A 15,113-nucleotide genomic window follows, 5' to 3' on the forward strand; every position below is an offset into this window, starting at 1 on the left:
CAAAGGAGGATGCGCAAATGTCCGCGTCTCTGATCTATGACCTCGCCCCTGTTGGTTCCATCGTCGCCTGGTCGGATGGTACCCCACGACCGCCCAAGCGTTTCAGGAAAAAGCTCGCCGCGTGGAAGACCCGCAACAGCCAAGGCCGGCTGATCCGCAAGGTCGGCGAGCGCAGCGTCGGCGCCACCAGCCTTTCGCCAAATTTTACGCTTCACGAGGGCGATCTCGGCGCAAATGGCGTCATCGCCATCCGCATTCACCGCACCTTTTCGCTCGACACCACGCTGACGTTCAAAGTCGTCGAGCGACCGGCGCTTGGATCTGTTCGCGTCTTCGATCGGGCCGGCTCGTGCGCCGAACTCGTCCACCTCGCCTTTAATAGGCAAGCGGCCGAGGAATGGCTCTCCGGACATGGCTATCCCAACGCCGTTGTCGAGGAAGTGACCGCCGACGAGGTCGCCGCCGATCACGTCGAAGGGAGGGCTGCGGCATGAACCCGGCACGCTCGCTTCAAACAGAAGTCTCCACCCCTGAAGACTTCGGGGTGGAATTCGCCAGAGCCGCCGACGGCACGGCTGTCGCGCGCATCGGCGATCTCGTCTTCGCTATGGTTCCCGCCGGTCGCGGGCAATATTTACTCGCCAGTGCATGGCACGTTTCGCGGCCGCTCACTGTGCTGAAGCGCGATGATTTCTATTCCCATCATGGCTCGGTCGCGGACGAAGCGGCCTTTCGCGACCGCATGATCGAACAGGCGGACCATTGCCGCGAGTTGGGGCTGCTTTCCCGCAAAATCGTCCGGGTGACCTGCAGCACGCCCTGGGGTCCGTCGCAAGGCGCCACCGTCTACGCCGACGGTATGGTCTCCCATATGACGGCCGGCCATGGCGGCTTCCAACTCTCCTCCGCTCGCAATGCCAAGGTCCATCCGACGCTCAGGGCAGAGGGCGGCTGGTACGAGGAGGATGCCGCCTGGGCGATCGTTGCACTTACCTTTCCGGACTTGTTCACGGCCTACGAACGCAAGTGCGCCGACAAGACGATCCGCGACAGATGGCCGGATGCCTGGGAAGCGATCTTCGGCCGATCGCTCGCACCCGGTGAATCTTACGAGAAGGACGCCCAGGCGTTCGCACGCGAGCATGTCGAGGACTGGATCGTCATCTCAGCGCTGCGGTCGGAGCGTCATCCCGGCATGACCGAGGTGATCGCCACGGTCGGCGGTAAGCGCGGCGACCACGTGGACGAGCGCCGCTTCCTTGTGCCGAGCGACGAGTATGCGGTCGGCCGGTTCGGTTTCGTCATCGATGAGGCGAAGTATGCCGCCTATGACGGCCCTCCAAGTTTCGCCGGTTGGCGCGGGAGGGTGGCGTGATGGCCGATTCTCAGCAACAGGCGGCGCAGCTAACCCGCATGCAAGCAGCGCAGCGGCAGACGCAGCACCAGCTCGATCTCATCGACCGGCAGATCACGCGGCGCATGACAGCGCTCATTCCGCTGCTTGGCCGGCGCCAACCAGGCTACCGCCGCGGCAAGCCGCCGGAGCCGGGCGCCTTCCTCGAACGCTACCGCGCAAATCTGGCAGCTCTGACGGCCGAGCGCCAGCCGGAAGCCGATGCGCTCCCGCGGAAACCTGCTCGGCAGGACGCGGCAATCGCCGCACTTGGAGCGCGAGCCGGATCCGGTGGTGACGTCCTCGCAACTGTCCAGAAGGCGTTGCCATGAGTACCATCGGGGACCTGGAACGGAGAGCCGGCATCGGAGGATCGCCGGCCGAGCGAACCGCGTTCTGGCGGCAGTTTCACCACCTCGAAGGGGAAGCCTTTCTGAACGCCGGCGCCGCCGAGCTCAGGCGCCTGATCGCGGCCAGCGAAGCAGAGCCTGCTTCCTGGCAAAACACGCGTGTTGCCCGTTGTCGCCGTGAAGCATTGCCGCCCCTGACGGCGGAGCAGCAAGCGGCGCTTCAGGCCTATGCCGCCAGGCATGGGCGGCGCTGGAAATCGATCCTCAACACCGCCCGGATGGGCGGGCCGCCGCATGATGACGGCGGTCTGCGGCGCGGCCTTCGCAACTCGCACGCTCCGAGCTGGCTGCAATCATACGGGTTGCGCAATCCGGCCAGGCGATAGCCCGAGCGTTCATGTCCAGCGCGTGGAGAAGACCGGGTTTGGCGGGAGCGCCTCTCGTTCATTCGAGGACGTCATCTTCCTCTCCACGCCGGATTGCCCTCCGGTTTTGTTGCGGTCTGAACCGGCGGCCGTGCGCTTCAAGGCCGCTGTCGCGCCGCGGTGCGGCCGGACCCCGCCGTCCTTCTCGGAGCAGGCTCGCGTGCTCCGTCGAGGGCAGCTTGCCCTCAACGCACGCAAGCCGGCTCCGCTCGTCCAGGTGGGGCCGGACCCTGAAGCGCCCGTCTTTCCGCCGGTTCGGGCTGACCGCACCGAAGGGCAAGCCGGCATGGGGCCGCAGCCGCTTCGGACGACCTCGAAAGGAAACGACCATGGCCAAGCCCGCATCCTCTCCCCGCCAATCCGCACGCGTCGTGCAACTGCGCAAGGGCGCCACCGTCGAAATGATCCGGCTCACCTGCCCCGACGCCAGCCAGGCGCTGAAGATCGCCGAGAGTTTCGGGACCGCCGTCGTCGACAGCGACGGCATCCGCGACCTGCATGAGCGCCTGATCACCGAGACAGCCGATGCTCTCGCCGATGGCCTCGGCGACAAGGCCATGCAGATCCACCTGCAGCGGATCGTCGGCGCCTATGTCGGTTCTGCCCACGGCGCCGGCCAGTTCTACAGCCGCGCCGTCACCGAGGCGCGCGATGCTACGGCCAAGGCCGCCAATGATGCCCGTGACGAGGACCTCGACGGGCCCGTCGGCTATGACAGCGCCGCCCAGCGCAAGCGGGAGTTTGCCGCCGACATCGGCATACAGGCCCATTCGCTCAGAATGGCGGCCGAAGGCGCTGTCGCTGCCTATGCCCAGGTCATCGGCGACACCTGGAAGCCTTTCGACCGGCCGGTCGAGCAGCCGGGCACGTCGCTCAGCCGCAAGGCCGCCGAAGCGCAAATCTCCGCCTTCGATTAGATCCTTCGAGCGGGGCTCCCCCCGCTCTTCAATCGACACCAGAACGGCCGGTTCCATGGCGGGACCGGCCTTTTTCGTGTCGCGGACGCGCTGACGCGCAAAAGGAAATGAAACCGATGGCACGCCCGCCGCGGCCCGTTCCGTTCGTCGGGTCTGCAGGAGCCGCCGGCGGACGCAACGGCTCCGCCGTCCTTCACTTCGTTGCGGCCGTTCCGGTGCATCCGCCGGCTAACTTGCTCCGGCCCTTGCCCCTCCGCAACGGGCCGCGACTGGCGCGGCCTTGAAACGGAGGTTTTAATATGAGCAGCACAGAAAATCAGCGGGGCGATCTCTACAGCCGCATCACCGACAGGATCGTCGAAGACCTGACGAAAGGCGTGCGGCCCTGGATGAAGCCATGGAATTCGGCGAACACGGCAGGTCGCATCACCCGGCCGCTGCGCTATAACGGTCAACCCTATTCTGGCGTCAACGTGCTGCTCTTATGGTCGGAGGGTGTCGCACGGGGTTATACGTCATCCACGTGGATGACGTTCAAGCAGGCCCTCGAACTCGGTGCTGCCGTCCGCAAGGGCGAGACGGGTGCCACGGTCGTCTTCGCCAGCCGCTTCACCAAGGCCGAAACCGACGGAAACGGCGGCGAGGTGGAGCGGGAAATCCCCTTCCTGAAGGCCTACAGTGTCTTCAACGTCGAACAGATCGACGGGCTTCCCGACCAGTATCATCACCGGCAGGCGCCGGTTCTCGATCCAGTCGAGCGCATCGAGCATGCCGATCGGTTCTTCCGCAACACCGGTGCTTCTGTTCGCCACGGCGGCAACCAGGCCTTCTTCTCGCCGGCCGCCGATCTCATTCAGATGCCGCTGTTCGAGAGCTTCAAGGACGCTGCAAGCTACTACGCGACCCTGAGTCACGAGGTCACCCATTGGACGGCGCCGGACAACCGTGTGGGCCGCGACCTCAGCCGCTACGCGAAAGACCAGACTGAGCGTGCTCGCGAGGAATTGATCGCAGAACTCGGCAGCTGCTTCCTTTGCGCCGACCTTGGAATTGTTCCCGAGCTCGAGCCCCGCCCCGATCACGCGTCCTACCTCAGCTCCTGGCTGAAGGTCCTGACCGACGACAGACGGGCGATTTTCCAGGCGGCAGCGCATGCGCAACGGGCCGTAACGTTCCTGCATTCGCTGCAGCCCGACGCAGCCGACGAGCGGCTCGCTGCGTAATGACTTGTCAGCGCCGGTCGTTGGTCTCGCCAGCGGCCGGCAACTCTTGCCGCTCGGTCCCGTCGGCGTGTCACGATCAGCCGCGAGGTCCAGTTTGCCCCAGATCGAGGTTTTCCGGTCGATCTGCTTGAGCTTCCGGGACGGCTTGGTTTCGACGATAAACGGCTCTGTCTGCTGACGCATAGATCCCCAGGCGACGAATCGCGAGGCGCGACGATAGCGCGGAGGATGGGCAATGCAACGCCCCACGCTCGGTGGTTCAGCGAGGTTTGGGTTTGGCATGTGGTCAGGACAGCGGACCGATCATTGCAGCGTTCGGGGAGCAGTCGAGGCACGGGCCGCCATTACCATATCCCTTCGACCACTGCGCCAGGCCACGACCTTCGCGGGCTCGATGAGGCATGTCTGATCGAAGACCGGCTTCGCCTCGATCGTCTTCCCGCAACGGCCTTCCAAAACTTTCTTCCCCTGAGCGCTACGCGCTCATTCCTCGCGGAACAATAAAGTTTCTCCGGGCCGCCCTCCATTTCATTCCGGCCTTTCAGGTGCAGTCCGATCGTCCCCGATCCTTGCGACAGCCATCGAGGCCGCGATGGGCGCGGCCCGAAACAGCAAAGGAATACGACAATGGCAACCATCGGCACCTTCACCACCTCCGAAACCGGCTTCAACGGCTCGATCCGCACGCTCGCCCTCAACGTCAAGGCCCGCATCGCCCGCATCGAAAACCCCTCCGACAAGGGCCCGCACTTCCGCATCTACGCAGGCAATGTCGAGCTCGGCGCCGCCTGGCAGAAGCGCTCCGAGCAGGACCGTGATTACCTCTCGGTCAAGCTCGACGACCCGAGCTTCCCCGCGCCGATCTACGCAACGCTCACCGAAGTCGAAGGCGAGGACGGCTACCAGCTGATCTGGTCCCGCCCCAACCGGGACTGAGACCCGGACAAGGCCCCGCCCGCAAGGCGGGGCCACTTGGTGCAAGGACAAGCCGGAAGCAGGCATCGAGCCTGCCGCCGGCTTTTTCGGTGCGATGCGGAGAGGGACTATTGTCTGCTCAGATGAGGTTATTGTGCCGGGAGCAAATGCCGGCGTCAAAGGACGCGCGGTTCCCCCAATTTTGCCTCCGCTTCGTACCTGCGCTCCAACAAAATCGGCTCCCCCACGCGCCGGCTCCGCCGGTCGCTTCCGCGTTCCTTGACCCGCGTCATCTCTTCCCGGTCTGCGGCCTCGTCTTTCACGAACTCAAGGAGATGAGACGATGACCATCGAACAGCACGTCGAAGAATTGCGGGCCGAGCTCAAGAGCGCCTGCGATGCCGTCGAGCGCCGCCAGATCCAGGCCGAGCTCGAGCTGGCCCAAGCTGGCCTGGCCGTGATGCTTGCCGAACAGGACGGTGCGATCGAGACCGGGCCGCCCTTCTGAGGCGGCACCTTTTTGAGCCGGTCCGCCGGATCCACCGGGGTCACGGCTGTCAGGGTTTCCCCCCCGACCCTGTCCTCCGGCTGCTCGCCTGCGTAAAGGACGGCGCGGCCCAGCGGCGCCGATGAGGCATCATGGCCCGCTCCGGCGAGTCTCTCATGTTGGCGCGGAGGCGCGCGGACGATAGCCGCGTTTTCGCTTCCGTCGCAGCAGATCGAGAAACAGTTCGACGGCTTCCTCTTCCCGCCCGAAATGATGGATCATTGTCTGACCCTTTGCGCCAATGCGGCCCCACCTCCTGAGCAGGCAAACATCCCCGAACAGGTTCGGCTCGATCGACATGGCGTAGTAGCGCGCCATGTTCCTTGCCGCATCCGTGCGTTCGACATAGAGGTGATAGGGCTGCGAGATCATGAGATCAGAATCGCCGATCCCGGGAATCACGTCCAACGACAGTTATGAATCGTTCGGCAAGGATCGATTCACATCAGTGATAATAAGCGAGGCCTTCCGCAGGGATTTGAGCAAAACGCCTGCGGCGCACGCCCCATTCGCTCGCGCAACCCGCGAGAGCAGTTTTGGCCATCCGAGTGACGATTGTCTCGCGACATCTTAGCCGCACCACCCGTGTCTTGCGCCATCCCAGCGCCTCGCGAGGCCTTCATCGATGAGACTGTCTCCTAGTGAGCGCCCTCCTCGCGTGACGGTACGGAGCTTGCGGCCGTATTTGTCCTCGTCGCTCCAACCGGCCGATAGCGAGAATTTTCCGGCATTGAGCAGCGCCAGCAGGTGTGCCTTCGCCGCCTCGCCTTTGATCCGTTCCGCCTCGCAGCGCGGCGGGCTGAGTTCCGGCGTGTCGATATCCGCGATGCGGATCTTCTCCCCCTTAAACCAGAACGTGTCGCCATCGACGACGCAGTTCTTTCGCGTGCTATCACTGCAGAATGAAAACGCGGCCGCCGACGTATCCGTCGGAGGCATGTAGGTGAGAGCGAGGACACCCGAGAGATCGCCGGCGCCGCCGAAGGCAAGCCATCCTCCCGCAGCAATGATGATGGCTAAGATGACCGCTGTCCGCGATGTGTGCCGGCCGTTCTTTCCCGATCGGGGCCATTTTCCCTTTGGGCGATTTCGATCTTTCCTGCTGCCGGACTTCCGCGCTTCTGATCGGAACCACATTCGATTTCGCCACTTGCCCGTCCTCTTCAGTTTGGCTCAACCTATCTTGGACTCGGTTTCATCTGTCTTCACGGACATGCCGAGCTTCGGGTGGTGTGCGAGGAGCGGGGCGCAGTCGGTCCCGCCTCCCTTCGGGCCACTTTGTTGAGGCTCCTGCGGCTGCGCTGTTCCCACTCCTCGCACGACGAGAATTCCCGAAATCCCGCCCTGAGACGGCCGCTATGCTGATTTCTCCGATGCTCTTCATCTCTCCGGATCGACCTTGCTCGTTGCACTGCGCGTCGGCCGATCAAGCAAGCTCGCTGCGTGTTTCTCGGCTTCGGAAAACCCGTTCTTGCCCACGCACCCCTTCATATCGTCACGCCGGAACCAGATCGCGCGTCCGCAGCGCAACGGCGCATTTCCGGCGGTGAAAACGATCTGTTCGTCGGCACGCATGCGCAGCACCTCATGCGGCTGGATCAGCGGTCGAGCTGCAAGTTGCTTCGATCGTGTGCGCGATGACCCTTTCGACTGGACAGTGCGGCTGACCTGGTCAATCTCCACCGTCGTTGTGCCGCAACGGCGGGAAATGTATTCCGCAGTCTCCGGATCGTTGATCGCGGCGAAGGAAATCCAGCTGGCGCTCTCGAACCACTTGCTGGCGGCTTCTCGGCCGCCATAGGTCTCGCGCATCTGACCGATCGACTGGTAGATCATAGTAAGAGTGATCCCATACTTACGGCCGGCGTCCCGGGCGGTCTCCAGGATCCGCATGTAACCAAGGCGCGCCACCTCATCGAGGACGAAGAGCGCCCTCCCCTGCATCGCGCCATTGCGGTTGTAGATCGCGTTCAGAAACGAACCGATGATGACGCGCGCCAGGCCCGAATGCGTCTCCAGTGTCTTGAGATCGACGTTGATGAAGACGTCCGTCTTTCCTCCGGCAAGATCGCTCGTCGTGAAGGTCGTTCCCGAAACCAGGGCGGCGTAGTTCGGGTAGGACAGCCAGTGCGTTTCCTTCACCGCGTTGGCGTAGACCCCCGAAAAGGTCTCCGGCGTCATGTTGACGAAGGCAGCGACATTTTCCTTCACAAAATCCGAGTCCGAGTTTTCGTAGATCGACTGCAGGCGCTGGCGCAACTTGGGTTCCGGCTCGGAGAGATTCTTTCGCACCTGCCGGAGCGTCTGGTCGGTTTCCTTAGTGTGGCCGGAGAGGCAAACGTCGGCCATGAGCGCTGTCAGCAGTTGCAGCGCCGAGCCGCGAAAGAAGTCATCGCGGACGCCACGCGCGCCACCGCTGTCGCTCATGATCCACGAAGCAACGGAGGCGATATCCTCCTCTTTCGTTCCGCCGAAGCGGCCGATCCAGTCGAGCGCGTTGAAACCGATCTCGGAGTGTTTCGGATCGAGAACGAAGACGTCGCGGTTGGCGTTCCCACGGTGCTTCGAAACCATCGGCGCTACTTCGTTTGACGGATCGAGGACGACGAGCGCGCCACCCCATTTGAGCGCCGTCGGGATCGTGACTGACGTCGTCTTGAAGCCGCCGGAGCCGGCGAAGACGATTCCGTGCGACGAGCCGAACGAGCCGTCGAAGCAAAGCAGGGGCGACGTGCCGCCCGCTCCCCACGTCTCGGCGCTGTCGGCGCGAAACGATTGTCCAGCGACGCTGTCCCTGTCGACACGGTAGCGCTCGCCAATGACGATGCCGCCGCTCTCGGGAAACAGCGTTCCGGCTTGCGACAGCTTTATCCAGTCGGCCTCGCCGTGCAGAGCCCGCTTGCCGTAGATGCGTTTCGGTTCGGCTCTGGCGAAAGCGGCGTTGCCGCCAATCGCTACCCGAATGCCGAACAGCGCCGACATCAGCGCGATGGTGGCCCCGATCGCAGTCGCGGGATCGAGATAGTTGAATATGGACTTGCCGGCCGGGACCTGTTCGGCGAATGCGGAGAGCCTCATTGTCTCGCGTATGGCTGCGATGAAGAGCGCCCCTATCGCACCCGCGACGACGCCCCATCCGATCGTCCTGATCCTCATCGAGCCCGCGCTCGCGAGCAGGAAGGAGATACCGACGAGCGACACGACGACATAGGGCAAAGTGATGCCGGCGCGGCCGAGCATCTGCCGTGCGGCATCCGTCTTGCCGAATTCGGAAAGCGATTGTTCGATCCCGCTCATGCCCGTGGCCGAGAGGATCATCAACACGCAGGGTGCAAGGAAAAGCAGGATCCTAGTCATTGGCCTCACCGAAGGCCTCTGCACCGATCGCCATTAGCCGGGAGCACTCCTGCTCGTCTCCCTTCAGCCTACGCCTGGCATCGATAAGGAGCCCAAGCAGCAGCGCCCGCTTCTCGTAGCGTAGCCCCGCCTTGACGATCAATCCGCCGAGTTCGATTTTTTCGCGCGTATCCTTCTTGCGGGCATCGGATGTCGTGGTTCTTCGCATCCGCTCAAGCCTCGCCAGCCCTGCCCTGAGCCGCGCCAGCCGCGTTCTGCGCGGATGGCGTGCTGCTCTCTCCGGCGCCGGCAGCCCTCTTTCCTCCGGTCGAACGGGCCTCGCCTCCGCGAAAGCGTTTCGCCACATCCTCGAATGCCGCCTGCAGTTCACCTTCCTCGATCTCGATCTCGCCGAACCCGGCCTTGAGCGCGATCCGGCCGATGCGCTCGGCCTCGCGGGTCTCGGCTAGCTTGAGCTGCTCCTGGAGCTTGGCGATTTCGTCGCGAATTCTAAAAGCTGGTTTTTTCATTTCGGCGGTCTCCTTTGGGCGCGAAAGCCTGTCTTTCGAACCCAATCTTCCGGAGGTGAGTGCGGAACGCACTACTGTGAATCATACAATCGCCAACGGCGATGCTTTCGCGAATGATCCCGGCCGCTCGGCGAGAGCGGCATCCAAGGGCGCAATTATACGTCGCTGGCGCGACGTTCTTCTTGAGGCCCGGCGGGGCCGATCTCGCTGTCGAACACGTTGATTCCGCTCGTAATCGGGAATTCCGCCGTGGCCGTCCCTCATTTCTCCGTTAGCATTGTCGCTCGCGGCTCCGGCCGCAGCGCCGTGCTGTCGGCGGCTTATCGGCATTGCGCCAAAATGGGCTTCGAGCGGGAAGCCCGGACGATCGACTACACCCGCAAGCAGGGGCTCTTGCACGAAGAGTTCGTCGTTCCGGCCGATGCACCGGAGTGGCTGCGGGCGATGATCGCAGATCATTCGGTGTCTGGCGCGTCCGAAGCCTTCTGGAACAAAGTCGAGGGATTCGAGAAACGCGCCGATGCGCAACTCGCCAAAGACATAACGATCGCGCTCCCAATCGAACTTTCGACGGAGCAGAACATCGTGCTGATACGGGATTTCATCGACCGCCACGTCACCTCGAAAGGTATGGTTGCCGACTGGGTCTATCACGATGCACCCGGCAACCCGCATGTGCACCTGATGACGACGCTGCGACCGCTTACCGAAGATGGATTCGGCGCTAAGAAAATTGCAGTCCTCGGGCCCGACGGCACTCCGATCCGCAACAATTCCGGCAAGATCCTCTATGAGCTTTGGGCCGGCAGCGCCGCCGACTTCAATGCCTTCCGCGATGGCTGGTTCGCCTGCCAGAACAAGCATCTGTCACTTGCCGGCCTCGATATACGGATCGACGGCCGGTCCTTCGAGAAGCAGGGAATCGAGCTCACGCCGACCATTCATCTCGGCGTCGGGGCCAAGGCGATCGAGCGGAAGCCAGCGGAAGCCGGCCGGGACATTTCGCTGGAACGGCTGGAGCTGCAGGAAGAGCGTCGAGGCGAAAACGCCCGCCGCATCCAGCGCCGTCCGGAGATCGTTCTCGACCTGATCACCCGGGAGAAAAGCGTCTTCGACGAGCGCGATGTCGCCAAGATCCTGCACCGCTATTTCGACGATGCCGGCCGGTTCCATAGCCTGATGGCAAGAATCCTGCAGAGCCCGGAAACGCTCCGCCTCGAGCGCGAGCGCATTGATTTTGCGAGCGGGCTTCGTGCACCGGCGAAATACACGACGAGGGAGCTGATCCGGCTCGAAGCCGAGATGGCCGACCGGGCAAACTGGCTCTCTCTACAATCGTCCCATGGTATTCGAGACGCCGTGCTGGAGGCGACTTTTGCGCGTCACACTCGTCTGTCGGAAGAGCAGAAGGCCGCTATCGCTCACGTTGTTGCGGGAGAAAGGATCGCCGCTGTGATCGGCCGTGCCGGCGCCGGCAAGACGACGATGATGAAGGCGGCCCGCGAGGCCTGGGAGGCCGCCGGCTACCGCGTTGTAGGTGGCGCGCTTGCCGGCAAAGCCGCCGAGGGCCTGGAAAAGGAAGCTGGCATTCTGTCCCGTACGCTGTCGTCATGGGAGCTTCGCTGGAGCGAGGGCCGTGATCTGATCCACGACAGGACCGTCTTCGTGCTTGATGAGGCCGGAATGGTCTCGTCCAGACAGATGGCGCTGTTCGTCGAAACGGCAACCAAGGCCGGCGCCAAGCTCGTGCTCATCGGCGATCCGCAACAGCTCCAACCGATTGAGGCCGGAGCCGCGTTCCGCGCCATTGCCGATCGTATCGGTTATGCCGAGCTCGGAACCATCTACCGCCAACGCGAGCAGTGGATGCGCGACGCCTCGCTTGATTTGGCACGCGGGAATGTCGGCAAAGCGGTCGAGGCCTATCGTGCACATGGGCACGTCACTGGCTCGGCGCTCAAAACCGAGGCAATGCAGGCGCTGATCACCGATTGGAACCGCGACTACGATCCAACCAGAACTTCGCTGATCCTCGCTCATCTTCGTCGCGACGTTCGCATGCTCAACGAAATGGCGCGCGCAAAGCTCGTCGAGCGCGGCATCGTCGACGAGGGATTTGCCTTCAGGACTGAGGACGGAAGCCGCAAGTTCGCCACCGGCGACCAGATTGTCTTCCTGAAGAACGAGGGCGCGCTCGGGGTCAAGAACGGCATGTTGGCGAAGGTAGTCGACGCAGCGCCCGGCCGCATCGTTGCTGAAGTCGGAGAAGCCGAACACCGGCGGCGGGTTACGGTCGAGAGCCGCTTCTACAATAACGTCGATCTCGGCTATGCCACCACGATTCACAAGAGCCAGGGTGTCACCGTCGATCGGGTCAAGGTGCTGGCGTCCTTGTCGCTCGACCGCCATCTTGCTTACGTCGCCATGACACGTCATCGCGAGGATCTTGCCATTTATTACGGCCGTCGGTCTTTCGCCAAGGCCGGCGGCCTGATTCCGATCCTGTCGCGGAAAAACGCCAAGGAAACCACGCTCGATTATGCGAACGGCCGCTTGTACCGCCAGGCGCTCCGCTTTGCCAGGGCTCGGGGTTTCCACCTCGTCAGTGTCGCCCGAACGCTCGTCCGCGATCGGCTCGAATGGACAGTCCGCCAGAAATCGAGGTTCGCCGAGCTCGGCGCACGTCTCTCAGCGATCGCCGGCAAGCTCGGTTTGTCTGCTGCCGCAGCCGGGACCTCTCAACCGCGCACCGTCAAGGAGTTGAAACCCATGGTCTCCGGCATCACCACCTTCGCGAAATCTCTCGAGCAGGCTGTCGAGGACAGGCTTGCCGCCGATCCCGGCTTGATGAAGCAATGGCAGGAAGTCTCGGCACGTTTCCATCTTGTCTATGCCCAGCCGGAAGCGGCGTTCAAAGCCGCCGATGTCGACGCGATGCTGAAGGACGGAGCTGCCGCAAAAACCACGATATCCAGGATCGGTTCGGAGCCCAAAGCCTTTGGCCCGCTGAAGGGCAAGACCGGCATGCTAGTTAGCCGCGCGGAGAAGCAGACCCGTGAAACAGCCATCGCCAACGCTCCCGCACTGGCGCGGAATCTCGAACGCTATCTGCGTCAACGGACCGTGGCGGCACGCAAGTATGTAATCGAAGAACGCGCCATGCGACTGAAGGTGGCATTCCACATCCCGGCTCTGTCGCCGGCGGCAAAGCAGACGCTCGAGCGCGTCCGAGACGCCATCGACCGAAACGATCTTCCCGCAGGGCTCGAATACGCGGTTGCCGACAAGATGGTGAAAGCGGAGCTCGAAGGATTTTCCAGAGCCGTTTCGGAGCGTTTCGGCGAACGGACCTTCTTGCCCCTTGCCGCCAAGGACACGGGCGGACAGGCGTTCCAGTCTGTGAGCGACGGCATGTCGGAAGCGCAGAAAGCGGAGTTGCAATCCGCCTGGAATTCGATGCGTACGGTGCAGCAACTTGCAGCCCATGAGCGCACCGCCGAGGCGCTGAAGCAGGCGGAAACGATGCGCCAGACGAAGAGCCAGGGGCTCTCCCTGAAATGAGGGCTGGAGCTGAAAAACGCCTACCGATTATCCCGCGACGGAGGCTAACGGCTAGCATTCTGTCGGTGGCCGCGGCCGTCATCGTCCTTATCGCAGTAGCTGGCTTCCTGGGCGGCTATCGGATCAACCAGACTCCAAGCGAGGCTCTCGGTCTCTGGCGCATTGTTCCGCTACATCGTCCGCCGGGCGTCGGAGATCTGCTGTTTGTCTGCCCAGCCGGGAAGGCCGCCATGCCCGAGGCAAGAGCGCGGGGATATCTCCGCTCCGGTCTTTGCCCGGGCCGTGTCGCGCCGCTCATCAAGACAGTCGTCGCCGTCGCTGGGCAGCACGTCGAAATCGGCGCCGAGGTGACGATCGATGGGCGCGCGCTTCCTTCCTCCGCTCTGGCAGAGCATGACGGAAAAGGTCGGCCGCTGAGGCCTTTCCCAAGCGGCGTCGTGCCAGACGGACACGTCTTTCTGCATTCCTCGTTCGTCGGCTCCTACGATTCCCGCTACTTCGGGCCTCTCCCGGCTTCCGGCGTTCTCGGCCTGGCGCAGGAGGTGCTGACCTATGCGCCGTGATTGGCTCCGGCCAACGCTGCTCATCATCGCGTCGGTCATCGCCGGTACGGTAGCATGGAACGGCGATCTCTTGCTGCTGCCGATCGCGCTGGGATTCCCCGTCCTGTGGTCGCTGGCGCGAACGAGGTCCGCGGCAACACTCGTTTCGATCGGGTACTTCCTGGCGGCGTCGCGTGGCCTGCCGCAAGGTGTGGCAACTTTCTATGCCTCGGATCTCTGGCCGGGCCTGCTGCTGTGGCTAAGTGCCTCCGCTAGCTTTGTCTCGTTACACGCGCTGCTTTGGACGAAGGATACCGGCAGCCTGCCCTACCGCTATGTCCAGGCGGCCGTCCTTATGACGGTTCCGCCTCTCGGTATTACCGGCTGGGCTCATCCCGTCACGGCTGCCGGCGTGCTATTTCCGGGATGGGGATGGTGGGGCCTGGCGGCGACGACAGCCGGCGTTGCGGGTCTCGTCTCACGCCTAAGGACGGCTGTTGCTATCGCCCTCGCCGGCTTCTGGCTCGGGTCCGCCGCGTTCTGGACGGATCCGACGCCACCGCAAGCGTGGCAGGGCGTCAATCTCGAACTGGGTGCTTCGCTTGGGCGGGACACCAGCATACAGCGTCACCGTGATCTGATTGCCAGAGTGAAGGATCGAGCAGCCGAGGACCTCCGCTACATTGCTCTTCCCGAGAGTACCTTGGGTTTCTGGACGCCGAGGATCGAGCGGCTGTGGACGCGGTCGCTGGAGGGGCGGGACATCACGATTCTCGCGGGTGCCGCGGTCGTCAACGCACGCGGATACGATAACGTGCTCATCGCGCTGTCTGCCCAGGGTGGTCAGATCCTCTACCGGGAACGGATGCCGGTGCCGGGTTCAATGTGGCAGCCGTGGCGAGCGCTTTTAGAGGAAAGCGGCGGGGCGCGGGCGCACTTCTTCGCAAACCCGATTCTCACTCTCGGAGCCACACGAGTCGCACCACTGATCTGCTATGAGCAACTGATCGTCTGGCCAATCCTTCAATCGATGCTTAGTGATCCGGATCTGATCGTGGCTGTCGGCAACGGCTGGTGGACAAAAGGGACGTCCATTGTCGCCATCCAGCGTGCCAGCACCGCGGCCTGGGCGAAGCTGTTCGCAAAACCGGTTGTTTTTTCCTTCAACACCTGATGGCGCCCTCAATACACGATGCCCAAGGAGACACCATGCTCGACGCTGCCCTGATCAAAGACTGTGCCCACCCTTCCCTGAAGCCCGCGATCGTTGAACAGTTCGTGACGGCGGCCGGATCGTACGCATCCGAGGAGGGCCGCCTTGCTGAGAAGTGAGGCGAACTGGATGTTCTGTCTATATGGACGTCAATATAGACA

16 protein-coding genes and 1 pseudogene are annotated in these 15,113 nt (G+C 63.2%); 12 read left to right on the top strand and 5 right to left on the bottom strand.

What is annotated here, in order from left to right; genetic code table 11:
* The first annotated feature begins 17 nt into the window (after positions 1-17).
* The 8 genes from ATC00_RS22495 to ATC00_RS33030 all read left to right on the top strand — a co-directional run bounded on the left by ATC00_RS22495 (position 18) and on the right by ATC00_RS33030 (position 5,731).
* Entirely contained in the window at positions 18-494 is a 477-nt protein-coding gene (locus ATC00_RS22495) for a hypothetical protein (RefSeq protein WP_037390251.1), read from the top strand.
* Entirely contained in the window at positions 491-1,375 is an 885-nt protein-coding gene (locus ATC00_RS22500; RefSeq protein WP_037390252.1) for a DUF7007 domain-containing protein, read from the top strand. Before ATC00_RS22495 ends, ATC00_RS22500 begins: the two co-directional genes overlap by 4 nt.
* On the top strand, positions 1,375-1,725 hold the full coding sequence (locus ATC00_RS22505; RefSeq protein WP_052035637.1) for a hypothetical protein: 351 nt from the start codon (positions 1,375-1,377) through the stop codon (positions 1,723-1,725). The genes ATC00_RS22500 and ATC00_RS22505 overlap by 1 nt, the downstream gene beginning before the upstream one ends.
* Positions 1,722-2,129, top strand: a complete 408-nt coding sequence (locus tag ATC00_RS33150; protein ID WP_082912502.1) for a hypothetical protein — start codon at positions 1,722-1,724, stop codon at positions 2,127-2,129. The genes ATC00_RS22505 and ATC00_RS33150 overlap by 4 nt, the downstream gene beginning before the upstream one ends.
* A gap of 368 nt (positions 2,130-2,497) precedes the next feature.
* Positions 2,498-3,085 (top strand): hypothetical protein, encoded by a 588-nt coding sequence (locus tag ATC00_RS22520; protein ID WP_037390255.1) that lies wholly within the window; start codon positions 2,498-2,500, stop codon positions 3,083-3,085.
* A 299-nt stretch (positions 3,086-3,384) separates the two neighbouring features.
* Positions 3,385-4,308: an ArdC family protein gene (locus tag ATC00_RS22525; RefSeq protein ID WP_037390256.1), complete on the top strand. Its 924-nt coding sequence runs from the start codon at positions 3,385-3,387 to the stop codon at positions 4,306-4,308.
* Between the two features lie 627 nt (positions 4,309-4,935).
* On the top strand, positions 4,936-5,244 hold the full coding sequence (locus ATC00_RS22530) for a DUF736 domain-containing protein (RefSeq protein WP_015341939.1): 309 nt from the start codon (positions 4,936-4,938) through the stop codon (positions 5,242-5,244).
* 322 nt (positions 5,245-5,566) lie between these two features.
* Complete coding sequence (locus tag ATC00_RS33030; RefSeq protein ID WP_162843173.1) at positions 5,567-5,731, top strand: hypothetical protein; 165 nt, start codon at positions 5,567-5,569, stop codon at positions 5,729-5,731.
* A 153-nt stretch (positions 5,732-5,884) separates the two neighbouring features.
* Here the strand turns inward: ATC00_RS33030 and ATC00_RS22540 are convergent, their stop codons facing one another.
* The 5 genes from ATC00_RS22540 to traC all read right to left on the bottom strand — a co-directional run bounded on the left by ATC00_RS22540 (position 5,885) and on the right by traC (position 9,636).
* Positions 5,885-6,142, bottom strand: coding sequence for a WGR domain-containing protein (locus ATC00_RS22540; RefSeq protein WP_064254507.1), 258 nt, complete (start codon positions 6,140-6,142; stop codon positions 5,885-5,887).
* Positions 6,143-6,340: 198 nt separating this feature from the next.
* Positions 6,341-6,784 (bottom strand): thermonuclease family protein, encoded by a 444-nt coding sequence (locus tag ATC00_RS22545; protein WP_037390290.1) that lies wholly within the window; start codon positions 6,782-6,784, stop codon positions 6,341-6,343.
* Between the two features lie 366 nt (positions 6,785-7,150).
* Positions 7,151-9,127, bottom strand: coding sequence for a Ti-type conjugative transfer system protein TraG (gene traG, locus ATC00_RS22550; protein ID WP_037390259.1), 1,977 nt, complete (start codon positions 9,125-9,127; stop codon positions 7,151-7,153).
* A complete protein-coding gene (traD, locus tag ATC00_RS22555) occupies positions 9,120-9,335 on the bottom strand; it encodes a type IV conjugative transfer system coupling protein TraD (RefSeq protein WP_037390262.1) in 216 nt (71 codons plus the stop codon). Before traD ends, traG begins: the two co-directional genes overlap by 8 nt.
* A gap of 4 nt (positions 9,336-9,339) precedes the next feature.
* The gene (traC, locus tag ATC00_RS22560; RefSeq protein ID WP_037390263.1) at positions 9,340-9,636 is read right to left on the bottom strand and encodes a conjugal transfer protein TraC; all 297 of its coding nucleotides are present in this window, start codon (positions 9,634-9,636) and stop codon (positions 9,340-9,342) included.
* A gap of 249 nt (positions 9,637-9,885) precedes the next feature.
* Here traC and traA point away from each other — a divergent pair, with 249 nt between their 5' ends.
* From traA to ATC00_RS31535, 4 genes and pseudogenes are all read left to right on the top strand, one after another.
* On the top strand, positions 9,886-13,197 hold the full coding sequence (gene traA, locus ATC00_RS22565) for a Ti-type conjugative transfer relaxase TraA (RefSeq protein WP_037390291.1): 3,312 nt from the start codon (positions 9,886-9,888) through the stop codon (positions 13,195-13,197).
* Positions 13,194-13,760 carry a conjugative transfer signal peptidase TraF gene (gene traF / locus ATC00_RS22570; protein ID WP_037390264.1) on the top strand — a complete coding sequence of 189 codons (567 nt, stop codon included), beginning with the start codon at positions 13,194-13,196 and terminating at the stop codon, positions 13,758-13,760. Before traA ends, traF begins: the two co-directional genes overlap by 4 nt.
* Positions 13,750-14,913, top strand: a complete 1,164-nt coding sequence (locus ATC00_RS22575) for a conjugal transfer protein TraB (RefSeq protein WP_064254501.1) — start codon at positions 13,750-13,752, stop codon at positions 14,911-14,913. Before traF ends, ATC00_RS22575 begins: the two co-directional genes overlap by 11 nt.
* A 35-nt stretch (positions 14,914-14,948) precedes the next feature.
* Positions 14,949-15,035, top strand: a pseudogene (locus tag ATC00_RS31535) (conjugal transfer protein TraH); the annotation flags it as partial.
* Between the last annotated feature and the right edge of the window lie 78 nt (positions 15,036-15,113).

It is taken from the genome of Sinorhizobium americanum (genome assembly GCF_001651855.1).
In the GTDB taxonomy this organism is placed as follows: Bacteria; Pseudomonadota; Alphaproteobacteria; order Rhizobiales; family Rhizobiaceae; genus Sinorhizobium; species Sinorhizobium americanum.